This is a genomic window from Cellulomonas palmilytica (assembly GCF_021590045.1).
In the GTDB taxonomy this organism is placed as follows: domain Bacteria; phylum Actinomycetota; class Actinomycetes; order Actinomycetales; family Cellulomonadaceae; genus Cellulomonas; species Cellulomonas palmilytica.
Genome location: NZ_CP062221.1, coordinates 3,417,124 through 3,432,929 on the forward strand (window position 1 = coordinate 3,417,124; position 15,806 = coordinate 3,432,929).

The window sequence follows — 15,806 nt, forward strand, 5'->3', positions numbered from 1 at the left end:
CAGACCGGCTCCCGGGTCCTGTGGATGACGCGATCGCCGTGACGGCACGCGGTGGCAGCCTGGCGCCATGCTGCGGACCGGGTTGCGCGTGGTACGTCGGGCACCGGGTGAGGTGCAGGTCGGCACCGACCCCCGCTGGGCCGTGCGGGTCGACGACCTGACACCCGACGAGGTGCGCGCGCTCGTCGCGCTGAGCCAGGGGGTCCCGCTCTCGCTGCTCGCCGCCGGCCTCGACCCGCGTCGCCTCGCGGACCTCGCTGCCCAGCTCGACGCGGCGGGCCTCACCGCGCCCGGCGGCACGCGTGCGCTCACGGGACCCGCCGGCGACGACGCTCGCGTGCTGTCCCTGCTCGACCCCGACGCCGCGGGGACGGCTCGCGTCGTGCGCCGCGCGCAGCGGACCGTGGGCGTCGTGGGGCTCGGGGCGACCGGCCTGGGCGTCGCGGTCACGCTCGCCGCCGCCGGGGTCGGACGCCTCCTGCTCGACGACGACCGCCCCGTGCGCTCGGGGGACGTCGGACCCGGCGGCTACCGGTTCCAGGACGTGGGGTACGCACGCGTGGCCGCCGCGGTCGGCGTCCTCGCCGCCGTCGCCCCCGCGACCGCCGCGGCGGCGGTGACCGGCGGCGTGTCGGCGCCCCCGGCCGCCGGCCCGACCGGCGCGGGGACCTGCACCGGCACCTGCACCGGGACAGAGGCGGACCTCGTCGTCGTCGTGAGCGACGACGTCGTCGAGCCCACGCTCGGCGCGCTGCTCCTCAACCGCGGGACGCCGCACCTCAGCGTCGTGCTGCGCGAGGCGGACACGGTCGTCGGGCCGCTCGTCGTCCCCGGCGAGGGCCCGTGCCTGCGGTGCCTCGACCTGCACCGCACCGACGTGGACCCCGGCTGGCCCGTCGTCGCGGCCGCGCTCGGCACGCGCGCGGCGCGGCCCGCCGCGACCGGCCGGCCCGGGACGCGCCTGCCCCCTCCGGAGCCGCCGGCGGTCGTGGCGGTCGCGTCCGGGACGGCCGCGGCCGCGGCCCTCGCGTTCCTCGACACGGGCGCGTCGGCGCTGGCGGGGACGACCGTCGAGATCGGCCTGCCCGACGCGCTGCCCCGCAGACGCCGATGGGCGGTGCACCCGGCCTGCGGGTGCACCGCCCATCGGTGCGTGGTCGACGTCGCCACGTCGCGGGCCGCCCGGGAGGCTCCGGCCGACCTGTCGGTCGACGAACCTCCGGGCGGTCCCGCTGACGCGCGCGTCAGGCCGCCGGGTTCTTGCGCGGACGGCCTCGCCCACGCTTCGTCGGGACGACCACGCCGCCGATGAACACCTCGCCGCCCCACACGCCCCACGGCTCCTCACGCTCGAGCGCGCCGGCGAGGCAGCCCGACATGATCGGGCACTCGCGGCAGAGCGCCTTCGCCTGCTCGACGCGAGCGGTCTGCTCGGCGAACCAGAGCTCGGGGTCGTGGTTGCGGCACGGGATGAGCCCTGCGACCAGCTGGTCGAAGGTGCCGTCGTCGGTGGTCGCGGTGCTGCCGGTGGGCCAGGGGCCTGATCCGCTGGTGTCGAGCAGCGTCGTGAGCCGCACGATGTCCTCCTGGGGTCCTGCGGGTGAGCGGTGGTGGTTCGGCGTCCACGTCCCGACTCGCCCACCGGGATCACCGGGGGGGAAAGACGAAGGCCGCGGAGCCTGTGGGACTCCGCGGCCTTGATGACCAGAGAACTGGTCTAGACCAACGAAGCCCTGAGGGGGTCGAGTGCCGTCCCGTAGACGGTCACGCGGTGACGGTTGATGGCCACGTCATCGGACGTACGCCACGCAGCAGGCACACCTCGCCCCTGGGAGCCGCCGAAGATGGGCGCGAGGAGGAGCGTCGGGAGCTGCATGCTCGACCGGTCGACCGGGGTGAACTGGATCTTCTTCACCGCTTGCCCACCTCCTCTCTCGACTCTGACCGCACTGTCGCGACGACTGCCGCGACACAGGTCTGCTACCAGGACGGGCTCCACCCTAGGCGCGCTCGCGCGGGGCGGACAACAGAATTAACGAACGAGTTTGAAAGAGTTCGCGACGCGGTCCGAAATGCCGCTTCGGCAGTGCCGTCCAGCCCCTGAGCGGGCCCCTCACGGCAGGTTTCCCCGCCTGCGGAGGTCAGGCGTGGACCGACCGCGCGAGCACCGCGAGCACGTCGTCGCCGACCGTCGCGAGCGTCTGCGCACCGATGCCCGGCACGAGCGCGAGCTCCTCGCGCGACGACGGCCGTCGCGCCGCGAGCGTGTGCAGCGCGTGCGTCGCGAGCACTCGGCCCGGGCTCACCCCGAGGTCACGCGCACGCTCGTCGCGCCACCGCGTGAGCGCCGCGAGCACGGCCGACGCCCGCGGGTCGTCGTCGCCGGGCGCCTGGCCGGCACCCGGGCGACGCGTCGACCCCGACGCCCCCGGCCACAGCGCGTCCAGGAACCGCGACGGTCGTCTCGAGGCGCGCCCGCCGGGCAGCCGCGAGCGCGCGTACGACAGCTGCAGGTGCTCGCGGGCACGCGTCACGCCCACGTACAGCAGCCGGCGCTCCTCCTCGATCGCCTCGGGCGTCTCGGCGAGGGACGTCGGCAGCAGCCCGTCGCTCAGCCCCGCGAGGAACACCGCGTCCCACTCGAGACCCTTCGCGGCGTGCAGCGACGCGAGCGTCACGCCCTGCACGGTCGGCGCGTGCTGCGCCGCGGCGCGTTCGTCGAGCTCCGCCACCAGGTCCGCGACGCTCGCGTGCCGCCCCTCGCTCGTCGCGCGCGCCTCGACCTCGTCCGCGAGCCGGGCGAGCGCGTCGAGCGCCTCCCAGCGGTCGCGGGCCGCGCCGCGGGTCGTCGGCGCCTGCTCCGTCCAGCCCGCGTTGCGCAGCAGGTCGCGCGCGGCCTGACCGAGCGGGACGTCCGGGTCCGCCGCGCGCGCACCGCCGCGCAGGAAGACCAGCGCCTCGCGCACGTCCCGCCGCGCGAAGAACCGCTCGCCCCCGCGCACCTGGTACGCGACGCCCGCGCTCGCGAGCGCCTCCTCGAACGCCTCGGCCTGCGCGTTCGTCCGGTACAGCACCGCGATCTGCGACGCCGGCACGCCGTCCGCCACGAGCCGCGCCGCGGCCGCCGCGATGCCCGCGGCCTCCGCCTCGTCGTCCGCGTACGCCGCCCATCGCACCGCGGGACCGTCGGGGCGCTGCGCGCGCAGCTCGAGCGGCGCGGGCGCCGACGCGCCCGTGCCCCGGCCCGCGTGCGCGATGACCCGGTTGGCGAGCTCGACCACCTGCGGCGTCGAGCGGTAGTCGCGCACGAGCCGGACGACCTGCGCACCCGGGTGGGCGCGCGCGAACGTCAGCAGGTGGTGCGGCGTCGCGCCCGCGAACGAGTAGATGGTCTGCGACGGGTCGCCGACCACGCACAGCTCGTCGCGGCCGCCGAGCCACTGGTCCAGCAGGTACTGCTGCAGAGGGCTGACGTCCTGGTACTCGTCGACGACGAAGTGCCGGTACTGCCCGCGCACCTCGCGGCCCACGTCCGGGCGCTCGGCGAGCATCGCCGCGAGCAGCAGCAGCACGTCCTCGAAGTCGATGACCCCACGCTCGTCCTTGACCTGCTCGTACGCCGTCATCAGGCGCGCGACCGCCGCCGCGTCGTGCCCGCCCGGCACCACCCGGTCGACCGCGGCGACCGCGACCGCGTACTCGTCGGGCACCACCAGGCTGACCTTCGCCCACTCGACCTCGGCCGCGAGGTCGCGCACGCCGGTGCGGTCCGCGGGCAGTCCCACCCTGCGGGCGGCCTCCGCGACGAGCTGCGCCTTCGCCTCCGCGATGCGCGGCGGGGCGCCGCCGACGACCTTGGGCCAGAAGTACGTGAGCTGCCGCAGCGCCGCGGCGTGGAACGTGCGCGCCTGCACGCCCGAGGCGCCCAGCTCGCGCAGCCGCGTGCGCATCTCACCCGCGGCGCGGGCCGTGAACGTCACCGCGAGCACGTGGTCCGCGCGGAACACCCCCGTGCGGATGCCGTACGCGATGCGGTGCGTGATCGCGCGCGTCTTGCCCGTCCCCGCACCCGCGAGCACGCACACCGGGCCGCGCAGCGCGGTCGCGACGGCACGCTGCTCGGGGTCGAGCGCAGCCAGCAGGTCGTCGGGAGACATCGCCGGACAGTCTCTCAGGCCCTGCCGACACCGCGGGCGGGCCGTGCACACCACCCGTCGCTCGCGACGTGACGGATCCGACCCCTCGACCCGGAATCACCGCGGACTCGTCGTGGTTGGCAGTGTCGGACCTGGCAGTCGGACCTGCCGGACCTGCTGGCACCCCACGAGAACGCGAGGACCGATGAGCACGCAGACCCTCCCCGAGCCCGGCACCATCACGATGTACTCCACGACGTGGTGCGGGTACTGCCGCCGCCTCAAGACGCAGCTGGACTCGGTCGGGATCGGCTACACCGAGGTCGACATCGAGGAGCACCCCGACGCCGCCGAGCTCGTCGCGTCGCTCAACGGCGGCAACCAGACCGTCCCGACGGTCGTGTTCCCCGACGGCTCGGCCGCGACCAACCCGTCCCTCGTCGAGGTCCGCAGCCGGCTCTCCTGAGCCGCCGCCCGCCCCGCCGGCGGCGCAGCTCAGCGCGCCGCCGGCTGCGGCAGCGGGCCGCCGAACCAGTCCTCGACGAGCGCCCGCGCGATCGACGAGCGCGTCGGCGGCACGACGTCGCCTGCGACGACCGCACGCGCGAGCTCGTCGCGCGTGAACCACGCGGCGTGCTCCACCTCGACCGCGTCGACCTCGACGTCGGTCGTCAGCGCGCGCGCCACGAACGCGACCATGAGCGACGCCGGGAACGGCCACGGCTGGCTGCCGGCGTAGGTGACGTCGCCGACGACGACGTGCGTCTCCTCCGCGACCTCGCGCCGCACCGCGTGCTCGAGCGACTCCCCCGGCTCGACGAAGCCCGCCAACGTCGACCAGCGCCCCGCCGGCCACGCGGCGGCGTGCGCGAGCAGCAGGCGGTCGGCCTCGTCGACCACCGCCATGATCACCGCGGGGTCCGTGCGCGGGTAGTGCTCCGAGCCGTCGACGGTGCACGTGCGGACCCACCCCGCCTGCGTCACCCGCGTCGCCGCGCCGCAGCGCGGGCACCGTGGGTGCCGCTCGTGCCACGCGTCGAGCGCCACAGCCGTCGCGACCAGGCCCGCGTCGCGCGCGTCGAGGTGCGCGCCGACCTCACGCAGCGACGCCCAGCGCACCGCGTCCTCGTCGGCCACGTCCCGTGTCGGGGCGACGGGCGGGGCGGACGACGACGCGGGCGCGTGCACGTCACGGTCCGCCGCCGAGCCACGGCGCGGGAGATCGGCGAGGTCGTCGGGACCGCCCGGTGAGCGCCGCGCCACGTACGCGCCGTCGTCGTCGGCCCCGAGCAGGAGCCACGGGTCCTCGCCGCCGTCACCCGGGGACTCCTTGCTCGCCCGCTCCACCGTGGTCAGGACGAGCGCGCCGCGCGCGTCGACCGGCACGCGGCCGTCCCGCAGCAGCACGACGCGCGTCGTCGGATCGGCGAGCACACGCGCCTCCTCGTCGACGGTGCGCAGGTGCGCGGCGCGGTCCACGACCGCACGGGACAGGGGCAGCTCGTCGGACCTCACGGGCGCCACCGTACGCGGCGACGACGAGCACGCCGCGCCCGGTCCGCGACCCGCACGCGCGCCGCGCCGACCAGGCGGGACGGGACGAATGGGACGGACACGCCGGGGGCCTGGCGCCCGCCCGGCGCGTGCACGCCTACTCTGGGCCCGTGCCTCGATCCCCGCTCGCCCTCGCCGCACTGGCCACCGTGGCCGTGCCGGGTCTGGACGCCTACGACGTGCGGCGGCCCGCGCACCCCGGCACCGACTTCGACATCGCGGTCGTCGTGGACGCCGCCCGCCGGCGCTGGGTGGTGCGCGCACCCGTGCACCCGGCCGCGGGCGCGGCCCTCGAGGCCGAGGTCGAGCTGCTCGCCGGCCTCGACGCGTTCTGCACCGACGGCACCCTGCCGTTCGCCGTCCCCGCGCCCGTCGGGTTCGCGCACCTGCCCGAGGGCGGCCGCGCCGCGGTGCACGAGGAGATCCCCGGTCGCGCCCTCGACGTCGCCGAGCTCGAGCCCGGGCCCGGGCTGGGCGCGTCGCTCGGCCGCGCCATCGCCGCCGTCCACGAGCTCCCGACGAGCGTCGTCGAGAACGCCGGTCTGCCCGTGTACGACGCGGGTGCCTACCGGGCGCGCCGCCAGGCGGAGGTCGACGAGGCCGCCGCGACCGGCAAGGTCCCGCCCACGCTGCTGCGGCGCTGGGAGGAGCGGCTCGAGGACGTCGCCCTGTGGCGCTTCGTGCCGACCGTCGTGCACGGCGACCTGACGAACGAGCGCATCCTCGTCCGCGACGGCGCCGTGAGCGGCATCCTGCACTGGGGTGACGCGAGCGTCGCCGACCCGGCCGACGACCTGTCGTGGCTGCTGGTCGCGGCACCGCCGGACGCGGCCGACTCGATCATGGAGGCGTACCAGCTGCGCCGCACCGAGCTCATCGACCCGCACCTGACCGATCGCGCGCTGCTCGCGGGTGAGCTCGCGCTCGCGCGCTGGCTGCTGTACGGCGTGCGTTCGGGCAACGCGGACGTCGTCGCCGACGCGGTCGCCATGCTCGAGGACCTCGACGAGCACACCCGCACCTCGCCGACCGGCGAGGCCTGGGGCTCCGACGTGCCGACCGCCCCGGTCGCCGCGGTCTCGTCGTACGCCTGACCGCGCGCTCGCCCGGCCCGCGTCACGCCCGGCGCACGTCGACCGCCCCGTCGTCGGTGACGCGCTCGAGGAGCGCGGCGATCTCGTCCTCACCCAGCAGTCGCTGCGGCCACACGGTCTCACCGCCCGCGACGTAGTGGAACGCCGCCGCGACGCGCTCGAGCGGCACCCCCGAGAACCGCGACCACGCGAGCCGGTACACCGCGAGCTGGATCTCGCGCGCCTCGCGCGTCGCCGCGTCGCGCGGCGCCGAGCCCGTCTTCCAGTCGACGACGACCACGCCCTCGCCGTCGGGCACCGGGTCGCCCGGCGCGGCCGGGAACACCGCGTCGATGCGGGAGCGCAGCACGTATCCCGCGACGTGCGTCTCGACGTCCGCCTCGACCTGCAGCGGGCGGCGGTCCGCCCACGCGGACGCGAGGAACGCGGCACGCAGCCGCGCCTCGTCGACGTCGACCTGGTCCGGCCCCGACAGGTCCTCGTCCTCGGCGCCCGGCAGCGCGTCGAGGTCGACGAGTGTCGCGGCGCCGTAGTAGCCCTCGACCCACGCGTGGAACCGCGTGCCGAGCCGCGCCCGGCCCGACGGCTCCGCGGGCACCGGACGACGCAGGCCCCGCGCGAACTCCGTCGCGTCGGCGCCGAGCCGCACCAGCGCGGACGCCGACAGGTGCGAGGGCAGGTCGACCGCGCCCGTCGACTCGCGGGCCGCGCGCTGCTCCTCGAGCAGCGTGCGTGCGAGCACCTCCCACCGGCTCTCCCCCGCCCGGCTCTCCTCCGCACAGTCGTCGTCCGGCCGCGCGTCGGGGCGGGCCGACGCCGCGCGCACCCACGCGGCGGCCTGCTCGACCGCGGGCCGTCGCCCGGGTCCGTCCTCGACCGCGAACGGGTCGGCGGGCCACACGGCCGTCGCGGCCTCGCTCGACGCGGGGTTCTCGTCGTCGGGCGCGGGCTCGCCCGCCCACTGCGCGGCGTCCACGAGCCCCGCCTCCGCGAGCTCGACCAGGAACGTCGACGGCGGGCGCGGCTTCTTGCCGTCGCCCCACCACGACCCGGTGAGCAGCAGGCGGTGCCGGGCACGGGTCAGCGCGACGTACGCGAGGCGGCGCTCCTCGGCGACCTCGTGCTCGCCCGCGTCAAGCCGGAGCCCGTGCACCCGGTCGCGCAGCTCCTTCGGGTCCTGCGCGCCCGCGTACTCCAGGCGCGGCAGGTCGTCGGCGTCGCCGCGCAGCGGGTAGGGCAGCTCGCCGAGACCCGTGAGCCACGCCGAGTCCTTGGGGCCGTCCTTACCCTGCGTCGCGGTGGTCGGGAACACGCCGTCGACCAGGCCCGCGACCGCGACGACGTCCCACTCGAGGCCCTTCGCGGCGTGCACGGTGATGAGCTGGACCGCGTCCGGGTCGGGGTCGGTCACGGGCAGCTCGAGGCCGTTCTCGCGCGCGTCGGCCGCCTCGAGCCACGACAGGAAGCCGCCGAGCGTCGGGGTGTCGACGGACCGCGCGAAGTCGACCGCGACGTCCCGGAACGCGTCGAGCTGCGCTCGCGCCCGACCCGCGCCGACGCCGGCCCGCGCGGCGACCTCGATGTCGAGGCCGAGCAGGCGCTCCGCCTCGGCGACCAGGTCCGGCACCGCGAGGTACGAGTGCGCGCGCAACGTGCGCAGGAGGCCGGCGAGGTCGGCGAGCCGGGCGCGGCCCTCGTCGCTCAGGGCACGTCCGCCGGGGCTGCGCCACCCGGGGCGCGGCAGCTCGTCGAGCGCGTCGACGATGCTGCGCTCGTCGATCACGTCCAGCTCGACCCCGGCGTCGCGTCCCGTGCGCTGCCCGACGAGCTCGCCGGCCCAGGCCGCGAGCGCGTGCAGGTCCGCAGCGCCCAGGCGCGTGCGCGCGCCCGTCATGAGCCGCACGAGCGCGTCCCCGCGCAGCGGGTCGTACGCGGCCTGCAGCGCGGCGACGACGTCGACCACCTCGGGCGTCGAGAGCAGACCGCCCAGGCCGACGACCTCGACCGGCAGCCCGCGGGCACGCAGCGCGCGGCGCAGCGCCGCGAACTGCGACCGCTTGCGGCACAGCACCGCCGCGCTCACGCGACCGCCGTCGGTTCCCTGCCCCGCGGGCCGCCAGTGCGCCGCGACGAACTCGGCGACCGCCTCGGCCTCCTCGGCCGCGGTCGACGCCAGGAACGCGTCGACGTGCCCCGGTCCCGCCACCGGGCTCGCGACGAGCTGCGGCACGGGCACCCGGGTCGTGCGGGAGCGCAGCGGGCCGGCCACGTGGTTGGCCGCGTCCAGAACCTTCACGTCGTTGCGCCACGACGTCGTGAGCGCGAGCACCTGCGCGGGACCGCCGCCCTCGGCCGCCGGGCGGCGGAACGTCGTCGGGAACCGCTCGAGCCCGCCCGCGCTCGCGCCGCGCCACCCGTAGATCGACTGGTGCGGGTCACCCACGGCGATCACCGGGTGCCCGTCGCCGAACAACGCCGCGAGCAGCGTGAGCTGCGCGAACGACGTGTCCTGGTACTCGTCGAGCAGCACCACCGCGAACCGCTCGCGCTCGCCCGCGCCCACCTCGGGGACCTCGCGCGCGAGCCGCGCCGCGAGCGCGACCTGGTCGCCGAAGTCGATCGCGTCGCTCGCGCGCTTGCGGGCCCGGTACGCCGCGACGACGTCGAGCAGCCGCTCACGCTCGCGCAGCGAGCCCAGCAGGGCCACCACCTCGGCGTAGTGCGCGCGCGTGGGCGTCGGCGTCGCCTCGATGTCCGCGCAGATCGCCGCGATGCCGTCCCGCGCGGCCGCCGGGTCGAGCAGGTGCTCGTCGAGCGCGCCGGACAGCCGGAGGACGGCCTCCACCACGGTGGAGACCGCGGCGTCGACGCCCAGGTCCTCCTGCCATGCCTCGACGACCTCGCTCGCGAGCTGCCACTGCGCGGCCTCGCCGAGCAGCCGCGCGCTCGGGTCGATGCCCAGGCGCAGCGCGTGGTCGCGCACCAGGGACGCGGCGTAGGAGTTGTACGTCGCGATGGTCGGGCGTCCGCCGAGGACGTCGTCCTCGAGGTGCGCGCGGCCCGGCAGCACCACGCCCTGCTCGGCCGCGGCGCGCGCGAGCCGCCGCAGCCGCAGCCGCACGCGCTCCGCGAGCTCGCCCGCGGCCTTGCGCGTGAACGTCAGGCCGAGCACCTGCTGCGGCTCGACGAGCCCGTTCGCGACGAGCCACACGACGCGCCCCGCCATCGTCTCGGTCTTGCCCGAGCCCGCACCCGCGACGACGAGCGCGGGGCCGAGCGGAGCCTCGATGATGCGGCGCTGCTCGAGCGTCGGCAGGTCGCGCCCGAGCAGCCGCGCGATGTCCTCGGCGCTGACCGGCTCGACAGCCCGCTGCTCGCCGGCCCGCTGCTCGCCGGCCAGCTGATCGCCGGCCCGCTGCTCGGCGGCGGGCCGCGCGTCGGCGAGCTGCCCGTCCGCCGGGTGCCGCCCCTGCGAGGGCACCTCCGTCGTCGTGCTCGCGGGCGGCACCCCGGGGACCCCGGGCGCTCCGGGCGCGACCGTGCGCTCGCTCATGCCACCACCTGCCCGCCCTCGGGTCGCACGGGGCACGAGCGGCGCACCGGGCAGCGGTTGCACAGGTCGTTCGCGGACGCCGTGAACGCGGACGCCGCCATCGTCCCGGCGACCTCGTCGACGAGCACGCGCGCCCACGAGGGCCCGTCGTCCTCGGGTCCGAGCGCGGGCTGGTCGCGCACCGTGCCGGCCTTGCCCGTGCCGAGGTAGACGAGCTGCGCGCCCGCGCTCGTCGTCCCCTCGGGCAGGTCGAACGCGCCCGCGTCGACGGCGAGCTGGTACGCGCCGAGCTGCGGGTTGACGCGCGCCTCCTCACGCGCAGGCGGGCGGGCGCCGGTCTTGAGGTCCACGACGCGCACCTGGTCCGGGTGCTCGAGGTCGCGCTCGATGCGGTCGGCCGAGCCGCGCAGCAGCGCACGGTCGGTGCGGGCCGCGAAGTCGGCCTCCACGAGCAGCGCGTCGCCCGCGCCCTGGAGGTAGCCCGCGAGGCGCTCGACCATCGCGTCGGCCTTGGCGCGCGCGGCGCGCGCGGGCCAGCCGGTGCCCAGACCGAGGGAGTCCCAGCGCTCGTCGAGCGCGGCCGCGAGCTCGGCACGCGTGCCGTGCGGGTGCTCCTGCGCGATCGCGTGCACGAGCGTGCCGAGCGACTGCCCGTTGCTCGTGGCGGCGGTCCCGCCCGCGGCCTCGAGCGCCCAGCGCAGCGCGCACCGGTGCGCGGTCTCGAGCTTCGACGGCGAGACGCGCACGGGCTCGTCCGGCCCGTACAGCGGCGCATCGGTGCTCGGCTCCGCGAGCCCGTGCCACTCGGCCGGGTCCGCTCCCGGCACGCCGCGCGCTGCGAGGTCCGCGAGCGCGCGCACCGCGCCCGGGTCCGGCTGCTCGCCCGCCGCGGCGGCGGCCTCGAGCGTCGCGCGCAGCTGCGCGACGAGCCCGCGCAGGTCGAGCGCGGGCTCGACCTGCGTGCGCCGCTGGTCCCGCTCGCCGTCTGGCGGCTCGACGAGGTCGACGAACGGCGACGGCTGGTGGTCGGAGTCCGCGACCGCGGTCACGACGAGCACGCGGCGTGCGCGCGACACCGCGACCGCGAACGAGCGCAGCTCGTCGGCCAGCACCGCGGCGCGTGCGTCCTGCGCCGCGGCGGCACCCTGCGCAGCAGCACGCCCGGACAAGGCGGCACCCTGCGCGCCCGCAGCACGGCCGGACACGACGTCGACGAGCGCCTGCGCGCCGAGCAGCGAGTCGCGCAGCCGCAGGTCGGGCCACACGCCCTCCTGGACGCCGCAGACGGCGACCACGTCCCACTCGCCGCCGGCCGCGCCAGCGGGCGTGAGGACGGACACCGCGGCCCGCCGGGCGCGCGGCGCGAGCGAGTCGGACGGCAGGTCCTGCGCGCGCAGCCAGTCGACGAACGCCTCGGGCGGCGTGCGCGGCATGCGCTCGACGAACGTCTCCGCGGCGCGGAACAGCGCGACCACCGCGTCGAGGTCGCGGTCCGCGCGCTCGCCCGCGGCACCTCCCGCGAGCGCGGCACGGCGCCACGGCTCGGCGAGCCCCGCGGCGTCCCACAGCGCCCACAGCACGCCCTGGGCGTCGGCACCCGGTGTCGCGGCGGCCACGCGGCCGGCCTCGACGACACGCGCGAGCCGCTCGACCGGTGCCGCGACGGTGGGCGGCAGCGTCCCGGCCCGGCCGGGCGCGTCGAGCACCTCGACGAGCAGCGCGTCGCTCGAGCGTCCGCCGCCGCCCGCGAGCTCCTCGGCCCGCAGCGCGCGTCGCACGCGGCGCAGTCCCACGGGGTCGAGGCCGCCCAGCGGCGAGCAGGCGAGGCGCGCGGCGAGCACCGCGTCGAGCTCGGCGGTGCCGCACGCGACCGCCATCGCGTCGAGCAGCGGGCGAACCGCGGGCTCGTCGCGCAACGGGACGTCGCTGCCCAGCACCGTGACGGGCACCGACGCGCTCGCGAGCGCGCGGCGCAGCGCGGTGACCTGCGCACCGGCGCGTGCCACGACCGCCATGCGCTCCCACGCCACGCCGTCCTCGAGGTGCGCGCGGCGCAGCTCGCGTGCGACGAACGCGGCCTCCTGCGCCCCGCTCGGGAGGATCGCGACGCGCGCGTGCCCCCGCGGCGCATCCTCGGGGGGCGCCGCGCGCCGGTGCACCGCCGCGCCGAGGGTCCCGACCCGCTGCGTGACGCGCTCGACGACGCCGCGCACGTGCGTTCCGTGCCGCCACACGGTCGGCAGCACCAGGCGGGCCGCTCCGAGGGCCCCGCCGGCCTCGTGCGCCGCACCGACCGCCGCACCGTCCGCCCGGCCCGCGGGGCGGGGCGCGGTCGCGCGCGCGACGAGCGCGGGCTCGGCACCGCGGAACGTCTGCACGGCCGCGTCGGGATCGGCGGTGAGCAGCACGCGCGCGCCGCGCGCCGCGACCACGCCCAGCAAGGAGGCCGTCGCCGAGGTGCTCTCCTGGTGGTCGTCGACCACGACGAGCCGCCACGCGGGCGGGCGCGCCCCTGGCACGTCCCGCTCCCACGACGCGAGCGCACGCGCCGCCTCGGCGACGACGACGGCCGGGTCGAGCCGCGGACCGGCGTCGGGCGTCGCGGCCCGCAGGTCGAGGACGTCGAGGTACTCGCTGTACACGCGCGCGGCGGCGCACCACTCGGCGCGCCCGTGGGCGCGGCCCAGCGCGTCGAGGTCGGCCGGGCCGAGCCCCCGCTCCGCGGCGCGCATGAGCAGGTCACGCAGCTCGTCGCGGAACGCACGCACGCCGAGCGCCTCGCCCCGCACGCGCTCGGGCCAGTCCACGGGCAGGCCTTCGCCCGCGGCGTGACCCGCGAGCAGCTCGGCGAGCACGAGGTCCTGCTCGGGGCCGGACACGAGCGTGGGCGGCACCTCGCCGCGCGCGACGGCCTGCGCGCGCAGCACGGCGAACGCCGCCGCGGCGGGCGTCTGGACGAGCGGGCGGCTGGACGTCACGGGCAGCCGTGCCGCGAGCCGGTCGCGCAGGTCGGACGCGCCGCGCCGGGTCGCCGACAGCACGAGCAGGTGCTCGGGAGCGAGCCCCGCGCGCACGGCCGCCACCGCGGCCTCGAGCGCGACGGTCGTCTTGCCGGTCCCGGGTGCGCCGAGGACGAGCAGCGCGGGCTCGTCGGACCCCGCGCCCGCGGCCCACGCGACGGCCGACGCCTGCGCGTCGTCGAGGACCACCGGGGACCCCGGCCCCTGCACGGGTGCGTCGGCGAGCGCGGGCCGGCGCAGCACGGGAGCGGGGGTCGTCACGGCGTGCATCCCATCACGACCGACCGACACCCACCGACTCCGGCCCGCACGGGTCCGACGACGGGAGGCACGGGCCGCGGACGCGCGCCCGGTCAGCCCTCCGGGAACGGCCAGGGGTTGGGCAGGCAGGGCTTGACCGCGTACGACTGCTGCTGCATCACGTGCGCCACGGCGCCCGCGGTCGTGCACGGGCGGTGCGGCTGCCCGAGCAGGTGGCCGACCTCGTGGTTGACCAGGTACTGCCGGTACGCCGTGCGGTCGTCGCCGTAGTCCTCGACGGCCTCGACCCAGCGCCGGAAGTTCAGCGCGGCGTGGCCGTAACGCCCGCACGAGACCTGCCCCGCGGTCTGCAGGGGTGCGCACATCTCGTCGACCAGGTCGGGCGACGCGAGCACGACGCGCACGTCCGGCTTCCCGTCCGTGACCTCGAACGCCAGCGAGCCGTCACCGCCCCAGCCGCGGTCGTCGGTGAGCGTCGTCATGACGAACGCGGCGAACGCCTCGGCGTCGACCGGCAGCCCCTTCTCGACCTCGACGCGCACGCGCACCACCCGCTCGACGTCGGCGTCGGCCGCGTCCGCCGTGGCGCGCTGCGCGGCGGCCACGACGGCGAGCTCGCCCGACGCGCGCTCCGGCACGTCCGCCGCGAGCAGCCCGGCCTCGACGTCCGCCGCCGTCAGGCCGGGCGGGAGGGTCGGGGTGGGGCTGGGGGCGACGCTCGCAGCGGGGCTCGACGTCGGGGCCGGGTCGACCGCGGCGCGCGTGGGCGGCGCGTACGGGCGCTGCCCGCCCCCGCCGCGCGCGGCCGCGTCGGGGCGCTCGCGCACCAGCGCGTCGAGCGTCGCGGCCGGCTGGCTGACCGGCTCGGGCACGCTCGTCGTCCCCGGTCCCGCCACCACCCACCCGGTCCCCGCGCCCGCGAGGAGGGCGCCCAGGACGACCGACGCGGCGCGTGCGCGCGTGCGCCGCGCGACCGCGCGACCGGCGTCCGCCGGCACGCGTGCGGGCGCGGACGCGTCACTCGTCCGGAGCACTCGGGGCGACGTCACGGGCATATCGTCGCATCCCGGAAACGTTCGGTGGCTAGCATTCGCGCCATGGCCGAGCCCGAGAGCGAGCTGACGCCTCGTCCCCGCACCGTCCGGATGTCGGGGGGCGAGCGGCGTGCGCAGGTGCTCGAGATCGCGCAGGAGCTCTTCGCGAGCGAGGGTTTCCACCACGTCTCGATGGACGACATCGCGGACCGCGCCCTGGTGAGCAAGCCGGTGCTGTACCGCCACTTCCCCTCGAAGCTCGACCTGTACCTCGCGGTCGTGGACCGCTGCGGCGCGGACCTCATCGCGGCGGTCGAGCGGGCCGTCGCGCCCATCGAGCAGGGTCCCGTGCACCGCGGCGACGGGCAGGCCGTGATCGCGGCGATCGTCCGCGCGTACATGACGTTCGTCGAGGTCGCGGGCGAGTCGTCCGGCCTGCTGTTCGAGTCCGACGTGACGCGCGACGCGGACGTGCGCAAGCGCGTCGAGCACGCGTCGTCGGTCGCGGCGGCGCGGTGCGCGGCCGTGCTCGAGCCCGTCACGGGCCTGCCGCCCGCGGACTGCGAGGTGATCGCGGTGTCGCTCATCTCGCTCGCGCAGGGCGCCGCGACGCACCGGCTGCGGGGCACGGACCCGCTCGCGTCCGAGCACGCGGCCGACCTGGTGACGCGCCTCGCGTGGGCGGGCGTGCAAGGCCTCGTGCGCGCGGACTTCTCGTACGACGAGTAGCGCCGACGACCCGGCGCCCGCACCCGCGCCGGGGCTCCGGGGCCGGTCCCCGTCGGTGCGGTTTCGCTGGTCGCGGACACGGCGTGACCGCGCGCGGCAGCCGCCTAGGATCGTCGCGAGACCAGCAGGCCGGGTCCGGGCGACCGGGCGGCGGCGACGTGTCGCGCACGTGGTGGCGACGGAGGGAGACGGGCGTGGAGATCACGATCGGCGTGCAGAACGTGGCGCGGGAGATCGTCCTGGAGAGCGACCAGACCTCCGACGAGGTGTCGGCCGCCGTCGCGGCAGCGCTCGCCGGCAAGCCCGCGCTCGAGCTCACGGACAGCAAGGGCCGCCGGGTGATCGTGCCGACGGCGACGCTCGCGTACGTCGAGGTCGGCGTCGAGGCCAAGCCGCGCGTGGGCTTCGGCTCGATCTGACGCGCT

12 protein-coding genes are annotated in these 15,806 nt (G+C 77.4%); 5 read left to right on the forward strand and 7 right to left on the reverse strand.

The window, feature by feature from the left end; translation table 11 throughout:
• Positions 1-67 precede the first annotated feature (67 nt).
• Entirely contained in the window at positions 68-1,312 is a 1,245-nt protein-coding gene (locus F1D97_RS15410; protein WP_236121374.1) for a ThiF family adenylyltransferase, read from the forward strand.
• Here F1D97_RS15410 and F1D97_RS15415 read toward each other — a convergent pair.
• From F1D97_RS15415 to F1D97_RS15425, 3 genes are all read right to left on the reverse strand, one after another.
• On the reverse strand, positions 1,245-1,577 hold the full coding sequence (locus F1D97_RS15415; RefSeq protein ID WP_317618897.1) for a WhiB family transcriptional regulator: 333 nt from the start codon (positions 1,575-1,577) through the stop codon (positions 1,245-1,247). The two genes, F1D97_RS15410 and F1D97_RS15415, sit on opposite strands and share 68 nt — an antisense overlap.
• 140 nt (positions 1,578-1,717) lie before the next feature.
• Positions 1,718-1,915 carry a hypothetical protein gene (locus F1D97_RS15420; RefSeq protein WP_236121375.1) on the reverse strand — a complete coding sequence of 66 codons (198 nt, stop codon included), beginning with the start codon at positions 1,913-1,915 and terminating at the stop codon, positions 1,718-1,720.
• 226 nt (positions 1,916-2,141) lie between these two features.
• Positions 2,142-4,157, reverse strand: coding sequence for an ATP-dependent helicase (locus tag F1D97_RS15425; RefSeq protein ID WP_236121376.1), 2,016 nt, complete (start codon positions 4,155-4,157; stop codon positions 2,142-2,144).
• Positions 4,158-4,341: 184 nt separating this feature from the next.
• Between F1D97_RS15425 and F1D97_RS15430 the strand changes: the two genes are divergently transcribed.
• Complete coding sequence (locus F1D97_RS15430; protein WP_236121377.1) at positions 4,342-4,602, forward strand: mycoredoxin; 261 nt, start codon at positions 4,342-4,344, stop codon at positions 4,600-4,602.
• Between the two features lie 29 nt (positions 4,603-4,631).
• On the opposite strand, the gene nudC is transcribed toward F1D97_RS15430, so the two are convergent.
• A complete protein-coding gene (gene nudC, locus F1D97_RS15435) occupies positions 4,632-5,651 on the reverse strand; it encodes an NAD(+) diphosphatase (protein WP_236121378.1) in 1,020 nt (339 codons plus the stop codon).
• 149 nt (positions 5,652-5,800) lie between these two features.
• Between nudC and F1D97_RS15440 the strand changes: the two genes are divergently transcribed.
• Positions 5,801-6,784 carry a phosphotransferase gene (locus F1D97_RS15440; RefSeq protein ID WP_236121379.1) on the forward strand — a complete coding sequence of 328 codons (984 nt, stop codon included), beginning with the start codon at positions 5,801-5,803 and terminating at the stop codon, positions 6,782-6,784.
• Positions 6,785-6,806: 22 nt separating this feature from the next.
• Here the strand turns inward: F1D97_RS15440 and F1D97_RS15445 are convergent, their stop codons facing one another.
• From F1D97_RS15445 to F1D97_RS15455, 3 genes are all read right to left on the reverse strand, one after another.
• Positions 6,807-10,337 carry an ATP-dependent DNA helicase gene (locus F1D97_RS15445; RefSeq protein WP_236121380.1) on the reverse strand — a complete coding sequence of 1,177 codons (3,531 nt, stop codon included), beginning with the start codon at positions 10,335-10,337 and terminating at the stop codon, positions 6,807-6,809.
• The gene (locus tag F1D97_RS15450) at positions 10,334-13,627 is read right to left on the reverse strand and encodes a UrvD/REP family ATP-dependent DNA helicase (protein ID WP_396022534.1); all 3,294 of its coding nucleotides are present in this window, start codon (positions 13,625-13,627) and stop codon (positions 10,334-10,336) included. The genes F1D97_RS15445 and F1D97_RS15450 overlap by 4 nt, the downstream gene beginning before the upstream one ends.
• Before the next feature lie 83 nt (positions 13,628-13,710).
• Complete coding sequence (locus F1D97_RS15455; RefSeq protein ID WP_236121382.1) at positions 13,711-14,667, reverse strand: DUF3152 domain-containing protein; 957 nt, start codon at positions 14,665-14,667, stop codon at positions 13,711-13,713.
• A gap of 48 nt (positions 14,668-14,715) precedes the next feature.
• Between F1D97_RS15455 and F1D97_RS15460 the strand changes: the two genes are divergently transcribed.
• Both F1D97_RS15460 and F1D97_RS15465 read left to right on the forward strand, forming a co-directional pair.
• Complete coding sequence (locus F1D97_RS15460; protein WP_236121383.1) at positions 14,716-15,381, forward strand: TetR/AcrR family transcriptional regulator; 666 nt, start codon at positions 14,716-14,718, stop codon at positions 15,379-15,381.
• A 194-nt stretch (positions 15,382-15,575) separates the two neighbouring features.
• The gene (locus tag F1D97_RS15465; protein ID WP_236121384.1) at positions 15,576-15,800 is read left to right on the forward strand and encodes a DUF3107 domain-containing protein; all 225 of its coding nucleotides are present in this window, start codon (positions 15,576-15,578) and stop codon (positions 15,798-15,800) included.
• Positions 15,801-15,806 lie beyond the last annotated feature (6 nt).

Coding starts and splice junctions, on each gene's coding strand:
- F1D97_RS15430 (WP_236121377.1), top strand. CDS start 4,342: ATGAGCACGCAGACCCTCCCCGAGCCCGGCACCATCACGATGTACTCC.
- F1D97_RS15410 (WP_236121374.1), top strand. CDS start 68: ATGCTGCGGACCGGGTTGCGCGTGGTACGTCGGGCACCGGGTGAGGTG.
- F1D97_RS15460 (WP_236121383.1), top strand. CDS start 14,716: ATGGCCGAGCCCGAGAGCGAGCTGACGCCTCGTCCCCGCACCGTCCGG.
- F1D97_RS15425 (WP_236121376.1), bottom strand. CDS start 4,157: ATGTCTCCCGACGACCTGCTGGCTGCGCTCGACCCCGAGCAGCGTGCC.
- F1D97_RS15450 (WP_396022534.1), bottom strand. CDS start 13,627: ATGCACGCCGTGACGACCCCCGCTCCCGTGCTGCGCCGGCCCGCGCTC.
- F1D97_RS15445 (WP_236121380.1), bottom strand. CDS start 10,337: ATGAGCGAGCGCACGGTCGCGCCCGGAGCGCCCGGGGTCCCCGGGGTG.